The following is a 17,164-nucleotide window of genomic DNA, read 5'->3' as shown; positions in this document are numbered from 1 at the left end:
ACGGATCGCTGCTGGCCCTATCCAACAGCATCAGCCTTCGCATTGCGGTCGGCGGCGGACCAGGCGTCGACGTCGGTGAAGATCTCGGCCGACTGACGGGTACCGAAGAAGACCGGCTTGGCGCGCTGGTCCCCGGTGAGCCAGTAGCGGAACCACGCCGTACCGACGCCGACCAGGCGCGTGCGGGTCTCGCCCGGGAAGAAGTGGTCGGAGCCTTTGAGCTCCGCGAACACGGCCGGGTGGTTCGTGGCCCAGGAGTACCGGCCGCGCACGTAGAACGAGGGGACGATGTAGTCGAGCTGACCGGCGATGAACAGGCTCGGACCGCGGAGATCAGGTACCGATCCTTGCGGGCCGGGCTGGACCGGGATGGTCACCTTCACCATCGGGTCGGCGCCGGCGGCAATCGTTCCGCCACCTCCCTGGGAGTGGCCTGCCGCGCCGATGTTCGCGGTGTCGATGCGCTGGTGGAACGCGCTGCCGGAGCGCGCGTTCTCGGCGATCAGGAACTTGCCACCAGCAAGCATCTCCTGACCGGACCCGGACTGGCCGGTGTTCGCCGCGGCCACCACGAAGCCCCAGGACGCGAGGTGCCGCAGGAACACGTCGTACTGGTCGACGGTGGCACCGGTGCCATTACCCCACAGGACGACGGGATGCTTGACCGCGCTGGTCGTGAGATCGGCGGGGTAGTAGAGCGTGTAGTCAGGCCCGCCGGTCGTCCTGGTTACCTGGTAAGGCCCAGGCTGCTCGAAATACCGCGCGGCTGTCGTTCCTGCCGTGCCCGTTGTGGCGGTCTGCGTGGCCGTCGCCGGCTGGAGGGCGACGAGGCCGATCAGCGTCGCGACCAGAAGCGCTTTCAGAACAAGAGCAACTCTCGGCATGCTGTGCACCTTCCGATGCGTCGGGGCGGACACAACGATTGTCTCGACGATCCCACCCCCAGCGCTTTGGCCCAGCACCGCAAACTTTCCCCCCGCCCTTTGTGACACCTCACAACCCACCCCTCGCCGCCAATCCCGGACCGCCCTCACTGTCCAACCCCCACCCACCACGCTCACTCCCACCCACCACGCTCACTCCCACCCACCAACCACTCCCAAATCGAGTTGGACAGTGCCCCACGTCCGCCCGGCCCTCATCCGCAACCAATCGCCGCCGGAACCCCACCCGACCTCCCCTGGCCCCGCGAGTGAACCCACTGTGTTCGCTCTCCTGCCCGAAGGTGGGTCGCCTTCTCTCTTTGGGCACAAGATTCCACTTTGGGCACCCGTCAACCACGTTCGTGAGCTCCGCACGGTTGGTGGGTTCCCAAAGATGGGCGAAGAGCGGCGGTGGCCGTTCGTTGAGGGCGGGGCGGGGCGCGCGGGGTGGCGGGGAAAGGGGCGTGGGGCAACGGGGGCTGACTGGGCTTCGGGTGGGTGGCTAGAGGGGCCGGGGGTGGGGGAAGGGGTGGCGGGAACGGGGGACTGACTGGGCTTCGGGCGGGTGCTTAGGGGCGGGGGATGGAGCGGCGGGGGACGGGGGCGCGGGGGAAGGATGCGCGCGGGAAGGAGGAGCGCGAGCGGGGTGGGGGTGGGAGGAGGCCGGTGGTGGCGTCGGTTAGGAGGGTGTTGATGGTTTGTTTGGCGCAGGTGCGGTTGGTGCCGATGCCGCCGGTGGGGCCGCGTTTGATCCAGCCGACTACGTAGGTGCCGGGGCGGTCGGTGACGCGGCCGGAGTGGTTGGGGATTACGCCGGACTCTTCGTCGAAGGGGAGGCCGGGGATCGGGGTGCCGCGGTAGCCGACTGAGCGGATGAAGAGTTCGGTGTTGAGGTCGAGGCCGTCTGTGGTGCGGACTGAGCGGACTCGGTCGTGGCCGGTGAGCTCGGACGGTGTGGTGTAGAAGCGGAGGACGATGCGGCGGCCGGGTTTGGGGGTGGATGCCCAGTCGATGGTCTCGAGGGCGGCGTCGCGGAGCGCTGCGGCCTTGGCGTTGGTGGGTTCGGCGAGGGCGGCTCGGATGCGTGGGTCGTGGTCGTCGACGACTAGGTCGACACCGGCCAGGTGCTGGAGTTCCAGCAACTCCGACAGGCTGTACGACGCCTCGGCCGGACCGCGGCGCGCGAGCAGCACGATCTCGCGATCTTGGTGTTTCTCGAGAACAGAGAGCGCTCTCTGGGCGATCTCGGTGTTTCTCAGGGCCGCCGGATCAGTGGTGAGGATGCGGGCGATGTCCAGGGCGACGTTCCCGGTTCCGGCGATGACGACTCGGCCGGCAGGGAGGTGGACGGTGTCGATCTCGGGGTGGTCGTTGTACCAGCCGACCAGGCGGCGGGCGGGGATGCTGCCGGGGAGGTCTTCACCGGGGATGCCGAGGCGGCGGTCGGTGGCGCTGCCGACGGCGTAGATGACTGCGTTGTGATGAGCCAGCAGATCCTCGTGCGTGAGATCCCGCCCGATCTCGATCCCGAGCACCGTGCGGGTCCGCGGGTGATCGTGGAAGCGGGCGAAGCGGTCGGCGACCTTGCGGGTGGCCGGATGATCTGGAGCGACGCCGTACCGGAGGAGGCCGCCGGGGGAGGGGAGGCGGTCGACCAGAGTGACCTCGGCGTTGGTGTGCAGCAGGAGGTCTTCGGCGGCGTACATGCCGGCCGGTCCGGTGCCGACGATTGCCACGCGCAACGGTATTGGGGTTGAGGGCAAGGGACGGGGTGGCTCGGGCTGATCCCACAGGTGGAAGTTCGGTGCCGGGTCGCCCGGTGGCGGGATCTCGCCGAAGTACGCGGCGTTGATCGCGGCGTACTGCTGCAGCGGTCCGGTGAGAGTCTCGATCGGGTGGATCGCGTCGGCCGGGCAAGCGTCAGAACACGCGCCGCAGGAGATACACGTTCTCGGGTCCACGTAGAGCATCTCGGTGCTCCCGAACGCGCGTTCTTGCGGCGTCGGGTGGATGCAGTTGACCGGGCAGACCGATACGCAGCTCGCGTCGCTGCAGCACGACTGCGTGATCGCGTAGGGCATCGAGAGCTCAGATCAGGTGCGCGCGGCGGTAGATGGCGACGGCCGGCCGGGTCAGCAGGCCGACAGAGGAGAGGAATTCCATCAGTCCGGCGCAGCTCGAGCGCAGCATCGACTTGTAGTGCTCGTTGGCCCGGGCTTCCCGCAGAGAGCGCTCTACGTCGAGGCCGGCGGCGGCGTACGCGGCGCTGTTCACCATGCTCGTGATGATGAAGTACGCCGCGGCGGCCACGATCACGCTGCTCTTGAGGCGTCGGATCTTGCCCGCGTTCTTGAGCTGCTCGCGGACTTCCTCGCGGGCGAACTTCATGTGCCGAGATTCCTCGACCACGTGGATGTTGCTGATAGTTCGGACGAAAGCAACGATGCGGTCGTCGCGCATCCAGTCCCGCTGCATGACATCGGTGACCTCTTCGGCGACCAGGATCGCGGCGTACGCGGTCTCGGCCGAGGCGAGGGTCTTGAAGGCGCGACCGAGTTCGATGACGTGGCGGCGCGGCCGGTATGCCGGGGCCCCGAGTTTGGCGGCTCCGCGGGCGAACATGATCGAGTGCCGGCATTCGTCGGCGATCTCGGTCAGGGCCCACTGGAAGTCCGGATCGGTCGGGTCCTTGGCGTAGAAGTCGCGCAGCATCATCTGCTGCAGGATCATCTCGAACCAGATCCCGGTACTCGCGACCGACGCGGCCTCCTGCCGAGTGAGCGCTCTCTGGCGATCCTCGCCCATCTCGTGCCAGTACGCCGTTCCGTACAGGGTGCTCCACTCGGGAGTCAGACCGTGCAGCCCGGTGTCGAGCGGCGTGTCCCAGTCGACCTCGACGAGTGGGTCGTACGACACCGCGTCCGCCGAGCGCAGCAGTTGCGCGGTGACGCGTTGGTCAGTTCCGGAGTCGGTCGCAGTCATGGTCGTCTCCGTTCGCCGGGATATGCCATCTCTGATGTTACATCGCTAATGTCAGATGTCCAGCGGGGTCCGCGCGGCGGGAACGGCTACCGTGGGTGAGTGGGTAAGCGTTGGTGGGTTGTCGTCGCCGGGGTGCTCGTGGTCGGGGTCTGGAGTGCGCGCGACAAGGACGAGCCGCAGTCGGCTCCGGAGACGGTGGTGTCGACCAAGTCCACGCCCAAGCCGACGAAGTCCGCCCAGCCGCCACCGGCTGAGCGGTCGGTGGGGAACTGGTACGACAACTACGATCCGGCCCATTTCGCCGTACAGGTCCGGAAGTCGGCCAAGAAGGCCGCCGTGAACCCGCAGCTCCTGATGGCGATCCTCTACAACGAGGATTACAAACCCCACAACCCGGAGCTCGAGCGTTCCTGGCAGCGGATCAAGCCGGACGCCTCGTTCGGGATCGCGAACATGCACCGCGCAGCTTTCAACGAGACGAAACGCAACCGCTTCGCCAAACGCCAGTGGGAGGAGCTCCCCGACCACCCCGACCTGGCCATCGAAGCCGCCGCCTGGCACCTCCACGATCTCGCGAACCGCATCCCGGCCAACCGCGCGTCCAAACTCACCAAGGACGAACTACTTGCCCTCGGCTACAACGCCGGCGCCGGCAACATGCGAGCCTTCGCCCGCGGCGCCCGCCCCGGCGCCCAAGCCCAGTCCTACCTCAACAATCTGCACGAGAACTGGGAGAAGTCCGGCAAAGCCCTCACGTAGTGGGGAGGAGCCGGGTGGTGTCGCCCGGGCGGGTGAGGGTGAGGAGGGCGCGCTGGATTTCGGGGCGGGCGTTGAGGGCGTCTTCGATGGTGTTGAGGCGGGTGGCCACGTCGGACTCGGGGGCGTTGCCGGTGAGGTCGACGGCGGCGACGAGGAAGATTCGGTCGGCGCCTACCCACTCCATGTGCAGGAAGCTGACGGCTTCGATCTCGTCGTGTTCGAGCAGGGCGTCGAGGGCTCGGTCGTGGGCGGCGGGGCTGACGGTTTCGCCGGTGAGGAAGTCCATGTTGCGGCTGATCAGGAAGAGGGCGACGAAGCCGAGCAGGAGGCCGACGACGATGGAGCCGATGGCGTCCCAGGCGGCGTTGCCGGTGAGTTGGTGCAGGGCGATACCGGCGGCCGCCACCAGGATGCCGATCAGGGCCACCAGGTCTTCGACGAAGACTGCGCGCAGGATCGGGTTCGAGGTGGCCTTGACGTAGTGCAGAGGGCGGATATGGCGCAGCGAGGCGGCCGAGCGGGTCTGGCGGAGTGCCTGCAGGAACGAGATGCTCTCGAGGACGAACGAGATGCCGAGTACGGCGTACGCCCAGGTGTACGACGCTTCTTCGGGTTCGCCGCTGCGGAGCGACTGGATGCCGTGCCAGACCGAGACCGCGGCGCCGACGGCGAACAGGCCGAAGGCGGCGAACATCGACCAGATGTAGCCGACCCGCCCGTAGCCGAGTGGATGGGTGGCATCGGCGGGTTTGGCGGCCCGGCGTTCGCCGATCAGCAGGAACACCTCGTTGCCGGCGTCGGCCCAGGAGTGGGCGGCTTCGGCGACCATCGAGGCGGAGGCGGTGATGACGGCGACGACGCTCTTGGCGATCGCGATCAGGATGTTCGCGGTCAGGGCGACGATCACGGTGAGAAGGCTCTCGCTGCCGGTCGACTCGGGGCTGTCTGCCTGCGTGCTGCTCACGGGTCGACAGTAGACCGGACACGCCGCGCGGCACCGCCCGACGCGGCGGCAGTTCCTAGACTCGGGAGTGCCGTTGGAGTCCCGGGAGGCGCCGATGACTGCTGAACCACGTCTCTCGGACGATCGCTCCGAGGTGGCACGGATCTTGTTCGAGCTCGCCGTACCGGGGTTGCTGCAGAACGCCGCGAACCCGGTCGAGGAGCAACGGATCGAGTACCGCGAAGAGGCGGTGGCCCGCGTTCTCGGTGGTCAGCTGAGTGGGTCGCAACTCGAGTACGTGACCAAGTCGATGTCCCCGTGCCCGCCGTACCTGGTCACCTCGGCGACGCATCGGATCACCTGGCGCGACAGTCGCGGGATCGTGAACGTCGCTCACACCGGACCGCTCGGCGCGGTTGTCCCGGTGGTCGCGAGAGAGGCGACGCTCGAGCTGTGGGCGCGTCTCGAGAACGACGCGGAGCTGGAGCGCCGTACGGCGGAACTCCCGGAGAACGCGATCAGGTTGCTAGCGGCAACCACCACCGACCGGACCCCGGTCGGGATCTTCCGGACCGGCGTGGACGCGGCCGCGAGAACGCTCGCTCAGCACGCGTTTCTCGTGACGCAGACCCCGTACGGCGACGCCGCGGAGCTGGCCCGTGGACTCGGAGAGAGCGGTATCTTCGACGCGGTCGCGACCACCTGGCACTGGGGATTGCAGGCCTCGACCTACCGCCGCGGGATGATCCCGGCCTCGCTCGTCACGTTCGCCGGCCGAGTGCGCTACTCCGTCGACACCGTGGTCGCACTCCGCGCGATGAAGGACGCCCAGCTGGCCCACGCGCAGGACGACAGCCTCGAACCGCTCCCGAGCACCACGCAATACAGCCGGCTCGCGCCCGGCCAGCGCCCGCGCTGCCTCGCCCGCAGTCCCCAGCTGTACGACGACGGCCGGACGAGCGTGCTCGCGATCGTCGCCGACACCTTCGTGGAGAGGTTCGTGGAGCTGCTTGACCACATCGAGGTCGTTCCGGCCGTCGTCGAACACGCCCAGCCGGCCACCGACACCCCAGCTGAAGTGTTCGAGGTACCGGACATGACCTGCAGCCACTGCACGCGGACCATCACCAAGGTGCTCGGCGAACTCGGGGTCGCGCCGCCGGAGTTCGACCTGATCACCAAGAAGGTCGTCGCTGTGTTCCCGTCCGCCGAGATCCGCGAGCGCGGGTTCGACGCGATCCGGGCCCGCGGCTACACCGTCGTACCGCTGGCCGATTAGACGGTGCGCAGCACCGAGACGACGACGCCGAGGATGGCCGCGTTGTCGCCGTCGATGACCTCGAAGGCGGGGTTGCGCGGCTCGAGGAAGACGTGACCGTTGCGGCGCTTGTAGACCTTGACGGTCGCCTCCTCGTCGATCATCGCCGCGACGATCTGCCCCGAGTGCGCCTCGTGCTGCTGGCGGATCACGACGATGTCGCCGTCGCAGATGGCCGCGTCGATCATTGACTCACCGCGGACGCGCAGGCCGAAGACGTTGCCGCGGCCGGTGAGCTCCCGGGGGAGTTGCATGACGTCGTCCAGGTGCTCGATCGCGGAGATCGGCGTACCGGCGGCGATGTCGCCCACGACTGGGACCGAGACGTTCGTGCCGTCGTCCTCGCGGGCGGCCGACTCGGGCAGGAACATCCGGACGTCGATCGGGCGGGAGACCGAGGGGCTGCGGCGCAGGAAGCCCTTGTCCTCGAGGCTGGTCAGGTGTTTGGAGACCGAGGACGACGAGCGCAGGCCGACCGCGTCACCGATCTGCCGGCTGCTCGGGGAGTACCCGTGCCGCTGCACCCAGTCCCGGATCACCACCAGGATCCGTTGCTGACGCTCCGGGAGAGCATTCGCGTCGAGGTCGCCGAACAGATCGAGATCAGTCACCGCGGAATCCTAGGCCGGATCGTCCCGCCGATCATCGACCGACCCACCTGTTGGCCGGCTGGAGTTGAGTGCCCGAAAGCTTCTTGCGGCACAGCCTGGTCGCGCTGACATCATGTGACGCATGACGGGATCGGGGGATCACCGGCTGGAGCTGCACGTACTGGGACCGGTGGGGTTCAGGGTCGGGGAGGCGTCGCTCGAGGTCGCTCGCCGGATGGAGCGCACTCTCGCGGTCCGGCTCGCGCTGGCGCACGGGCGGACGGTGCCCGATGAGGCGATCGCCCGCGACCTCTGGGGCGACGAGGAGCTCGAACCGGAGCGCGTCGCCGAGCGCCTGCGCGTCCTGTCCCACCGGCTCCGCCGTGCGCTGGGTGCGCACAGTTCCCTCGTACGGCGGGAGTCCGGCGGCTACGCGTTGGATGCGGGGATGCCGGACGTGGAAGCCGTTGAGGAGGCGGTACCCCGCGCGGCTGCATTACGTCGTACCGGTGAAACGAAGCGCGCGCTGGCCGTGATCGCCGAGTCGCTGGCCGAATGGCGGGGACCGGCCTTCGCCGATCTGCGGGACGTGCCGTTCGTCGCGGTCGAGGCGACCAAGCTCGATGCCCTGCAGCGCGAACTGCTCGTGCAGCGGGTCGAGCTCGAGCTGGATCTCGGGATCGATGTCACCGCGGATGTGGAACGCCTGGTGATCGCCCACCCGTTCGATGAACGCTTGACCGGCCTCGCAGTCATCGCCCTGTACCGCGCGGGTCGGCAGGCCGATGCGCTCGAACGCATCCAGCGCTTGCGGGCCCGGCTGGCCGACGAGCTGGGCGTGGATCCGTCGGCAGCCACCACCGATCTGGAGTTGCGGATCCTCCGGCAGGACCCGTTGCTGCAGGCCCCCGAAGCGCCGGTCCCGAGCCGTCTGCCGGACCTGATCTGGCTGACGCCACGCGCTCACTTCGTCGGCCGCACCGACGATGTCCACACCCTGATCGACGAGCTCGACCGCCCGGGGCTGATGACGATCGTCGGCGGTCCGGGCGCCGGCAAGACCGTGCTCGCCCGTGAGGTGGCGATCGCCGTACGGCGTGCGAATCGGCCGATCGCCTGGTGCGACCTGGCCGCGTTGAGCAGCGACGCCGCGGTTGCGCCGGCTCTCGCGGCAGCCATCGGTGTCGACCCTGGCATCGGTGATCCGCTGCCCGAATGCGCCGAGCGCCTGGCCGGCGCGCTGCTCGTCCTGGACAACGCCGAGCATGTCGTCGACGGCGTGGCCGAGGTGGTCAGATCGCTGCAGTGGCAGGCAGAGCGGCTTTCGATCCTGGTCACCTCGCAGCGACCATTGCGTCTGCGTTCCGAGCAGACTCATCAGCTCGGAGAGCTTGCTCCGGAGGCTGCGGCCGAGCTGTTCCGCGTCCGGTGCCGTTCCGAAGATCTGATGCCGGGGGATGAGCGAGTCGCTGCGATCTGTGCCGCGGTCGACCACCTTCCGTTGGGCATCGAGCTGGCCGCCGGTCTGATCCGCACCCTCACCCTCGACCAGCTGGCCGCCCGGATCCACCAGCGGACCCGGCTCCTGGTGGCCGGTAACCGGGATTCGGGTGCTCGCCATTCGAGCCTGCGGGCCGCGATCGACTGGAGTCACGCGCTGCTCGATCCGCCGGCCCGGACGGTGCTGAACCGGCTCGCGGTCTTCGCCGGTGGCTGCACCCTGGAGGCGGCCGAACAGGTTGCTGGTAGCAACGGAATCGACGTCGCCGAGATCCCGGTGATCCTGGCCGACCTGCACGAGCGCTCGCTGCTGACGGTCACGATCGGCGAGGGCGGCCGGCGCTACCGGTTGCTGGAATCGATCCGTGACTACGCGCTGGATCGGCTCGGCCGCGACGAGGACGCCGTACGGCGGGAACACGCGCGCTGGTGCGCCGACCTGGCCGGGCGGACCGAGCGGTACGGCGGCGCTGACCATGCCGAACTGGATCGCGAACTCCGGTTGGAGGAAGCGAATCTCCGGGCGGCGATCGAATTCGCTCTGGAGAACGATCCGCCGTTGGTGCTGCAGCTCGTCACGCCGACCTGGTGGTACTGGTGGAGTCACGGCGCGATCGAGAGCGGCCGCGAGTGGCTGCGGCGCGCACTCGCCGCCGCCGATCCGGAGCCGACCGTCGAACGAGCCACCTCCATCCGGGTCTCCGCGTCGTTGACCCGCAACAGCGGCCAGTACGGCGAAGCCCGGGTGCTCGGGGAGCAGGCGCTGCAGATGTTCCGGGAACTCGGCGACGACCGTGGGTACGGCGCCTCCCTGATCGGACTCGGGATCACCAGCCTGGCCGGCCGTGACTACGAGGAGTGCCTCAAGCAGGCGACCGAGGCGGGCGAGATCTTCCGGGAGCTGGGCAATGAGCGGTTGCGCGCGGCGGCGCAGAATCTGCTCGGTGCCGCGCTGCGCGGACTCGGCCGGACTCATCAGGCTGAGGAGGTGTTTCTGGAGGTCTGTGCGGTCTGGCGAGCGCAGCAGGACCTCCGCGGGCTGGGGGCGTCGCTCTGCATCCTGGCGTTGGTCCGGCATCAGCTCGGCGACTATGCCGACGTACGCGAACTGTCGCTCGAGGCGTTGCGGATCTATCGCGAGATCAACCTCACCGAAGGGGTGATCGATGCGGTCGACCTGATCGCCGGGGTGGAGCTGGCGGAAGGCAATCCGGTGCAGGCGCTACGGCTGCTGACGGTGGCCGGGCTGGAGCGGATCCGGATCGGTGCGCCGCAGATCGTCCCGGATGAGCTCGACGCCCGCGAAGGCGCCGAGGCAGAAGCGCGCCGGCAGTTGGGGATCGCGGCAACCGCAGTCGTTGCCGAAGCGCGCGCCGTACCGCTCGAAGTGATTGCGCGGGAGCTTGCCACTTAGTGCAACGGCGGCGTGGCGCCTGCCGACGGCCGATAGCATCCAGGCATCGAGTCGAGTGCCGGATGCTCTTCGACAGTTGCGTGCAGAGGCAGCTTGACTTGGGGGAAGAACGGATTGGGCCTGGGGGCTCCGCCGTCCGTCATCAGTGAGGAGCTGTTGTGAGGTTGTTCAGACCTGGGGTGGTCGCGCTCGCCCTTGGATTGGTCGGGTGCGTTGCCGCCGCCGGCCCAGCCGCTGCGGAGGAGACCCGCACCGTCTCGTACCGCGGCTATCAGGTGACCGTTCCGTCCGACTGGGCGGTGGTGGACCTGGCCACCGACCCGACCGCTTGCGTCCGGTTCGACCGGCCGGCGGTGTATCTCGGCCGCAGTACAGCTCAGGCGAACTGCCCCGCGGATGCCGCGGGCCGCAGTCACGGGCTCGTCCTCGAACCGCTCGTCACCGCGACCCCGTCCACGCCGGGCTTGCTGCGCCGCGTCGTCCAGGACGCCGGCGTACTGGCGACGGCGTACTACGAACCAGGTGCGGAGCGCGCCGCGTCCGACGTCCTCGGGACCGGGCGCGTCGTGTCGAAGTCGCGCGTCGCCCAGGTGGCCCAGCCGGCCGCCGTCGCGCCGTCGGTTGTTGCCACCGGCACCCTGAAGGGCGAGGCGTTCGACGCCTGTGCTGCGCCGACGCAGGCCACGATGGACGCCTGGCAGCCGGACTTCAAGGGAATCGGGATCTACATCAGCGGTGGCGTCCGGCGCTGCGACCAGCCGAACCTGACGCCGGAGTGGGTGACCACGAACGCGGGCAAGGGCTGGCAGTTCCTGCTGATCGACGTCGGCCTGCAGGCCCCGTGCTCGGGCTTCAGCGCCGAGAAGAAGATGTCGGCCGACCCGGCGACGGCGCTCGGCCAGGGGAAGACCGCCGCGGCCAACGCGGTTACGGCGGCGCAGGCGCTCGGGTTCGCGCCGCGCAGTGCGATCTACAGCGACATCGAGCACTACACCTCGACGGCCGCCTGTAAGGCCGCCGTACTGTCGTATGTGAGCGGCTGGACGCAGGAGCTCCACGCCCGTGGCTACCAGGGTGGCGTCTACGGCTCGGCCAGCTCGGTCGGTGCCGACTTCGCGAGCGCCTTCACGAGTACGGCGTACACGCGGCCGGACAACCTGTGGTTCGCGCACTGGGGCTCGACCCCGGTGGGGACCAGCCGGTTCGTCCCAGCGACCACGTGGACCAACCACGAGCGCGTCCACCAGTACGCCGGTGACGTCACCGAGACGCATGGTGGCGTGTCGATGCAGATCGACCGGAACTACGTCGACCTGACGGCGCCGCCGCCCCCGGTGACGAACTTCTCGGTCACCGGTGCGCCGTCCGCGGCGACCCTGCGCTGGACGAAGCCGGCCGGGATCACGCTCGGTCAGATCATGATCCGCACGGCCGTCGGCTCCACACCGCCGCCACTGGTCACCTCGGGTACGTCGGTCTACAGCGGGACCGCGAGTCTGTACACCGTCAGCCGGCTGGCGAACTCGGCCAGCTACGCATTCCGCGCCTGGGTGAAGGACAGCACGGGCAAGGTCAGCCCGGGCGCCGACGTACTGCTGGTGGGGACGAAGGCCACCGTGACGGCGAGCGGTGCCTGGATCACGTACGGCGGTTCGGTCACCGTCTCGACGACCGTCACCCGGCTCGATGGTGGAGCGCTGAGTGGCGCCCCGATCGTGCTCTACGCGAAGGCGAAGAACGCGACGGCCTACACCGCGATTGCCACGGTGACCTCGGACGCGAACGGTGTTGCGACCTCGGTGCAGAAGCCGGGCGTCTCCACGCATTACCAGTGGGGCTACAACGGTGCCGTTGGTCTGCTCGGGACGCGGAGCGCGGTGGCGCTGGTCGAGGTTCGGCCCGGTATCTCGTCGTACCTGACACCTGCTGCGATCAAGTTGGGTGCCTCGAGCAACTTCTACGGTTACCTCACGCCGCCGCACCAGGGCACCAAGGCCTACCTGCAGCGCAAGTCCGGGACGAGCTGGGCCGCGGCCGGGACGGGCATTCTTTCTGCCAACGGAAAGTACTCGTTCGTCATCAAGCCGACCGCGAAGGGCACCTACACCTATCGCGTCGTCTGGCTCGCGGACGCCGACCACCAGGGCACCCAGACCCCGTCCAAGATCCTGACCGTCAGCTGACGGCCTATCGCGAGCAGCGATTGACTCGATCGGAAACAATCGCTGTTCGTGATCTGGATTGCGGTCTAGCGTGGTTCGCATGACGACAGAGAAGCTGTTCCAGGTCGACGGTGTGGAGTTGTGCGCGGAGACATTCGGCGACCCGGCGGATCCGGCGGTGTTGCTGATCCACGGTGGGACGGCGTCGATGCTGTGGTGGGATGCCGCGTTCTGCATGAAGCTCGCCGGCTATGGCCGGTACGTGATCCGCTACGACCAGCGCGACACCGGCCGCTCGACCACCTATTCGGTCGGCGAGCCGCCGTACGCGATGAGTGACCTGGCCGCGGACGCGGTCGGCCTTCTTGACGCTCTGGGGGTCGAGCGGGCGCACGTGGTCGCGCAGTCGATGTCGGGTGGTATCGGGCTGATCATCGGAGTCGACCACGCACCGCGCGTCGCTTCGATGACGTTCGTTTCGACGTCACCCGGTGGTGACGACCTGCCGGCGCCATCGGGTGGATTGCCACACATCAGTACGCCGGACTGGGGCGACCCGGCCGCCGTCGAGGAGTACGTCGTCCGGTCGATCGAGGCCGAGTCGGCAGGTGTGTTCGACGAGGAGGCGGCGCGGGCCTTGGTTCGGGCCGATATGGCGCGGGCGTCGAACTATGAGGCGGTGATGACGAACCACTACTCGATGAACTTCGACGAGCCGCGGGGCGGGAGCTTCGGACAGCTGACGATGCCGGTGCTGGTCGTGCACGGTGACCACGATCCGTACTTCCCCACGGCTCATGCCGAGGCGATGCGCGACGCCGTACCGGACGGGAAGCTCGTGCTCATCAAGGGCGCTGGGCATGGAATTCCCGAGCCGCTGTGGGATGAGTTCCTGGTAGCGCTCGCCAAGCACACGGAGCCGAGCTGATGCGCGCCGCGGTGTGGTTGCCGTTGTTCGACGAGCTGGCGGATCCGTTGGCGGTCGCGCGACTGGGCGCCTTGGCCGAGGAAGCCGGCTGGGACGGCCTGTTCGTGTGGGACCAGCTGTGGTGGCGGGAACCGATCCAGGCGGTTGCGGACCCGTGGATCACGCTCGCCGCGGTGGCCTGTGCGACCGAGCGCCTGCGGATCGGGCCGATGGTGACACCGGTCGCCCGGCGGCGCCCGGTGAAGTTGGTGAAAGAGACGGCGACGCTGGATGTGCTGAGCCGTGGGCGGTTGACGTTGGGTGTCGGGCTGGGGAGTGATCGGTTCGCGGGGGAGTACTCGCGGACGGGGGAGACCGTGGACGATCGGGTCCGGGCCGAGCAGTTGGACGAGTCGCTGGGAATCCTGAGGGCCGGCTGGAGTGGTGAGCCGGTGGTGCATGACGGGCAGCACTATCGGGTGGACGACGTACGCCTCCTGCCGCGACCGGCGCAGGGGCAGGTGCCGATCTGGGTCGCCGGATTCCCTGGCAACCTCAAGCCGATCCGGCGGGCGGCGCAGTACGACGGATTCTTCCCCGTCAACCTGTCGTCGGCGGACGAGTTGGCGGCGGCGACCGGTCGGCTGCGGGAGACCTTTGGGCAGGATGCATTGCCGGAGGGATTCGACGTGGTGGTGGCGCTCGAGCCGGAGATGGATCCGCACGCGTTCGAGCAGGCCGGTGCGACCTGGGGGTTGACCGACCTCGACCCGACGACGATGCGGCTGGCCGACGTGCGGGCGATGATCGCGGCCGGGCCCCAGTGGTAGCTGCACAGTGGTAGCTGCTCAGTGGTTGAGGCTGTCGACCAAGGCCGCGAGGTGGGCGTCGGTCTGTTGGGGCGGGGGACTGGTGGATGCGAGCAGATCGAGGGCGTGGGTGTAGGTCTCGACATCGTCGCGCTTGTCCAGATAGAGCGCGCTGGTCAGATGCTCCAGGTAGACGACGTCGGGCAGGTCGTGCTGCGGGAACCGCAGCAAACTGAAGGCACCACCGGTAGCGGCATGGCCGGGGCTGCCGATCGGGATGATCTGCAAGGTGACGTTGGGGCGATGCGCGGCGTCGCGCAGTGCATTCAGCTGCTGGCGGAGGACGTCGGCGCCGCCGATCGGCCGGCGCAACACCGCCTCCTCGACCACGGCCCAGAGCTTGAGCGGCGGCTCGCGATCCAGCACCCGCTGCCGCCGGGTCCGCAACGCGACAACCCGCTCGATCTCTTCGTCACCACGAGAAACCCCGGTCAGCCGCGCGACCGCACGCGCATACTCCGCCGTTTGCAGCAGGCCAGGGACGAACTGGATCTCGTAGGTCCGGATCAGCTCCGCAGCCGCCTCCAGCCCGAGGTAGGCGTCGAACCAGTCCGGCGTGACGTCGCCGTACCGATGCCACCAACCGCGGTTGTTGGCTTCACGAGCCAGCTCGAGCAGACGGTCACGCTCGCGCGCCTCGCTCACGCCGTACAGACTCAGCAGATCCTCGACATCGCGCTCCTTGAAGCCGACGCGGCCGAGCTCCAGTCGGCTGATCTTGGACTCCGACGCCCGGATCGCCCACCCGGCATCGGTCCGGCTCACTCCCGCCCGCTCACGCAGCCGCCGCAGATGACTCCCAAGCATCATCCGCAAGGCCGTCGGCCCCACTACACCTTGCCCCGCCATGAGGCCACTCTACAGTACTATCGAACATATGTTCTAGCGGTGGCTCACTGGAAGGGACGGACCTCGATCTTGCGGTCGCAGACCTTCGAGGCCTCGGTGGCGAGCCTGAGTGCGGTCTCCAGGTCGGGTGCCTCCCAGACCCAGACACCGGCCAGGTACTCCTTCGATTCCACAAAGGGGCCGTCGCTGAACAGGGCCTGCTCGCCGCGGTTGTCGATGACGGTGGCGGAGTTGGTGTCGGCGAGCCCGCCTGCGAAGACCCAGTAGCCGTCGGTGATCAGCCGCTCGTTGAACTCGCTGATGGCAGGCATTCGGTCCGTGCTGCCGGGGTTGTCCTTGTCGTCGATGACGGAAACCAGAAACTGCATGCTCAACTCCTGTGGGGTTTGAGGGTGGCGAGGACGGCCGCCAGGCTGTCGGGGTCGCGGCGGGCGATGTTGTGGCCGACGGGGATCTCGTGCACCTGCCAGGCCGGGTCGCCGCGGAGGCGTTCGGTGAGTTCGATGAACGGGCTGCCCGGCCAGGCGCCGCCGCTGATGTAGGTGCGACTCGGTGCGCTCTTGGCGTTGGTGAGCCGGATCGACTGGACGAAGCTGGCCATCGGGTGCGGTCGTGCGCGAGGGTCGAGGCCGGCCGGGACTGTCACCCATCGACCATCGGCGCCGACGCCGTCGATGAACAGCTGCCGGAAGGCGTCGCTGGTCAGCGACCAGCACGAATCGCCGTCGCCGGGGACATAGGCGTCGATGAAGACGAGGTGATCCAGGCGGTCGCCGAGACGGTCCGCGACCCCGGCGATCACCAGTCCGGCGTAGCTGTGGCCGCAGAGGGCGAGAGGTCCGTCGTCGCTGCGTTCGATCAGTTCGGCGACCTGGTCGATGTGGTCGTCGAGGTTCGGCGGACGATCGGCCTCGGTCGGAGCGTCCAGCCCGCCAAGTGTCACCGCCTCGACCTGGTGACCGTCGCGGCGCAGTTGTGCCGCTACCTCGTCGAAGACCCAACCGCCCTGCCAGCCGCCCGGCACGAGTACGAACTTCACCGGGTCATCCTAGGCAGGGCGTTGGTCAGTCGCTCCGGGATTCGGCGAGGGCCCTCCAGTGGTCGACGTCGGCCGGGGTGAAATGGCGGATGGCCCAGTCGGTCATTCGCAGGCTCATGTGCGCCCACAGTGGGCGGAGGATGTCCGGCGGGATCTCGTCGAGGATCGCGTCGAGCCGCGCGACGACAGCCGGGTCCGGCCGGCCACCGTGCAGGCCGAAGCGGAGGGTGACGAGATCGAGGCGGTGATCGCCGCGGCCGGCGCCGTCCCAGTCGATGATGCCGGTGAGCTTGCCGTCGACCGCGAGCAGATTGCCGGGATGGAAGTCGACGTGTACGGCGTCGTCACCGCGCAACGGGCCAGGGTGGTCGGCGCCGACCGCGGTGATCCAGTCGTCGAGCCGCGCCGTACGGCGGTCGTGTGCTCTCAAGGGGCTGTGGAGGCAGAAGCCAGGCCCGTCGAAGGTCAGGTAGAGGTTGAGACCTGGAACCGTCGGGTCGCCGGTGAGCAGGAACCGCAGCTGCTCGTTGACCGCGAGAGCCTGGTCCAGAAGGTTCTCGTCCAGCGCCGCAATAGGTGCTCCAGGCAACAACTCCTGCACGGTGGCCACAGCCGACCCCAGCTGCACCGCCAGCTCCGTCCGCGGCACCGGCAACCCAGCCAGCCGAGCTGCTTCGGACACAGCCAGCGGACCCGCCTGAAACTCCTCCAGACCAGTGCCTGGTCGCCACTTCAGAACCGACCGGCGCCCGTCGTCCCAGCGGACATAAGCCGCGCCGACCTCGCCACCGGAGCACAACCCGTCGACCTCGAGCCGTACGCCGCTCCGTTCCGCGACCTCCTCGACCACCCGCCCAACATCGAGACGGGCGACTCGGCTCCAGGCAGAGGTCATGCTCCGACGCTAAC

Annotated in this window: 15 protein-coding genes; 6 read left to right on the top strand and 9 right to left on the bottom strand. The window is 68.5% G+C overall.

The window, feature by feature from the left end; translation table 11 throughout:
* Positions 1 to 17 precede the first annotated feature (17 nt).
* The 3 genes from ACFCV3_RS23380 to ACFCV3_RS23370 form a co-directional block, all read right to left on the bottom strand.
* A complete protein-coding gene (locus ACFCV3_RS23380) occupies positions 18 to 884 on the bottom strand; it encodes a hypothetical protein (RefSeq protein ID WP_376033039.1) in 867 nt (288 codons plus the stop codon).
* Positions 885 to 1,492: 608 nt separating this feature from the next.
* Positions 1,493 to 3,004, bottom strand: coding sequence for an FAD-dependent oxidoreductase (locus ACFCV3_RS23375; RefSeq protein WP_376033037.1), 1,512 nt, complete (start codon positions 3,002 to 3,004; stop codon positions 1,493 to 1,495).
* Positions 3,005 to 3,011: 7 nt separating this feature from the next.
* On the bottom strand, positions 3,012 to 3,905 hold the full coding sequence (locus ACFCV3_RS23370) for a diiron oxygenase (RefSeq protein WP_376033035.1): 894 nt from the start codon (positions 3,903 to 3,905) through the stop codon (positions 3,012 to 3,014).
* A 99-nt stretch (positions 3,906 to 4,004) separates the two neighbouring features.
* On the opposite strand from ACFCV3_RS23370, the gene ACFCV3_RS23365 reads away from it, so the two are divergent.
* The gene (locus tag ACFCV3_RS23365) at positions 4,005 to 4,664 is read left to right on the top strand and encodes a transglycosylase SLT domain-containing protein (RefSeq protein WP_376033033.1); all 660 of its coding nucleotides are present in this window, start codon (positions 4,005 to 4,007) and stop codon (positions 4,662 to 4,664) included.
* Here ACFCV3_RS23365 and ACFCV3_RS23360 read toward each other — a convergent pair.
* Positions 4,657 to 5,628, bottom strand: coding sequence for a cation diffusion facilitator family transporter (locus ACFCV3_RS23360; protein ID WP_376033031.1), 972 nt, complete (start codon positions 5,626 to 5,628; stop codon positions 4,657 to 4,659). The two genes, ACFCV3_RS23365 and ACFCV3_RS23360, sit on opposite strands and share 8 nt — an antisense overlap.
* Before the next feature lie 94 nt (positions 5,629 to 5,722).
* On the opposite strand from ACFCV3_RS23360, the gene ACFCV3_RS23355 reads away from it, so the two are divergent.
* Positions 5,723 to 6,886 (top strand): heavy-metal-associated domain-containing protein, encoded by a 1,164-nt coding sequence (locus ACFCV3_RS23355; protein ID WP_376033029.1) that lies wholly within the window; start codon positions 5,723 to 5,725, stop codon positions 6,884 to 6,886.
* Here ACFCV3_RS23355 and lexA read toward each other — a convergent pair.
* Positions 6,883 to 7,536 carry a transcriptional repressor LexA gene (gene lexA / locus ACFCV3_RS23350; RefSeq protein ID WP_132415210.1) on the bottom strand — a complete coding sequence of 218 codons (654 nt, stop codon included), beginning with the start codon at positions 7,534 to 7,536 and terminating at the stop codon, positions 6,883 to 6,885. The two genes, ACFCV3_RS23355 and lexA, sit on opposite strands and share 4 nt — an antisense overlap.
* Positions 7,537 to 7,657: 121 nt before the next feature.
* Between lexA and ACFCV3_RS23345 the strand changes: the two genes are divergently transcribed.
* From ACFCV3_RS23345 to ACFCV3_RS23330, 4 genes are all read left to right on the top strand, one after another.
* Positions 7,658 to 10,429, top strand: coding sequence for a BTAD domain-containing putative transcriptional regulator (locus ACFCV3_RS23345; protein WP_376033027.1), 2,772 nt, complete (start codon positions 7,658 to 7,660; stop codon positions 10,427 to 10,429).
* Between the two features lie 158 nt (positions 10,430 to 10,587).
* Complete coding sequence (locus ACFCV3_RS23340; protein ID WP_376033025.1) at positions 10,588 to 12,612, top strand: glycoside hydrolase domain-containing protein; 2,025 nt, start codon at positions 10,588 to 10,590, stop codon at positions 12,610 to 12,612.
* 79 nt (positions 12,613 to 12,691) lie between these two features.
* Positions 12,692 to 13,519, top strand: a complete 828-nt coding sequence (locus ACFCV3_RS23335) for an alpha/beta fold hydrolase (RefSeq protein WP_376033023.1) — start codon at positions 12,692 to 12,694, stop codon at positions 13,517 to 13,519.
* Entirely contained in the window at positions 13,519 to 14,328 is an 810-nt protein-coding gene (locus ACFCV3_RS23330; RefSeq protein WP_376033021.1) for an LLM class flavin-dependent oxidoreductase, read from the top strand. Before ACFCV3_RS23335 ends, ACFCV3_RS23330 begins: the two co-directional genes overlap by 1 nt.
* A gap of 18 nt (positions 14,329 to 14,346) precedes the next feature.
* On the opposite strand, the gene ACFCV3_RS23325 is transcribed toward ACFCV3_RS23330, so the two are convergent.
* From ACFCV3_RS23325 to ACFCV3_RS23310, 4 genes are read right to left on the bottom strand one after another with little or no spacing between them, the layout of a single operon-like run.
* Positions 14,347 to 15,216, bottom strand: coding sequence for a helix-turn-helix domain-containing protein (locus ACFCV3_RS23325; RefSeq protein ID WP_376033020.1), 870 nt, complete (start codon positions 15,214 to 15,216; stop codon positions 14,347 to 14,349).
* Between the two features lie 44 nt (positions 15,217 to 15,260).
* Entirely contained in the window at positions 15,261 to 15,584 is a 324-nt protein-coding gene (locus ACFCV3_RS23320) for a YciI family protein (RefSeq protein ID WP_376033018.1), read from the bottom strand.
* 2 nt (positions 15,585 to 15,586) lie between these two features.
* Positions 15,587 to 16,255 (bottom strand): alpha/beta fold hydrolase, encoded by a 669-nt coding sequence (locus ACFCV3_RS23315; protein ID WP_376033016.1) that lies wholly within the window; start codon positions 16,253 to 16,255, stop codon positions 15,587 to 15,589.
* Between the two features lie 25 nt (positions 16,256 to 16,280).
* Positions 16,281 to 17,150: a phosphotransferase gene (locus ACFCV3_RS23310; protein WP_376033014.1), complete on the bottom strand. Its 870-nt coding sequence runs from the start codon at positions 17,148 to 17,150 to the stop codon at positions 16,281 to 16,283.
* Between the last annotated feature and the right edge of the window lie 14 nt (positions 17,151 to 17,164).

The organism is Kribbella sp. NPDC056345, assembly GCF_042262745.1.
In the GTDB taxonomy this organism is placed as follows: domain Bacteria; phylum Actinomycetota; class Actinomycetes; order Propionibacteriales; family Kribbellaceae; genus Kribbella.
Note: the sequence above shows the minus strand (reverse complement) of the source record. Positions and strands in the feature narration are given on the sequence as shown.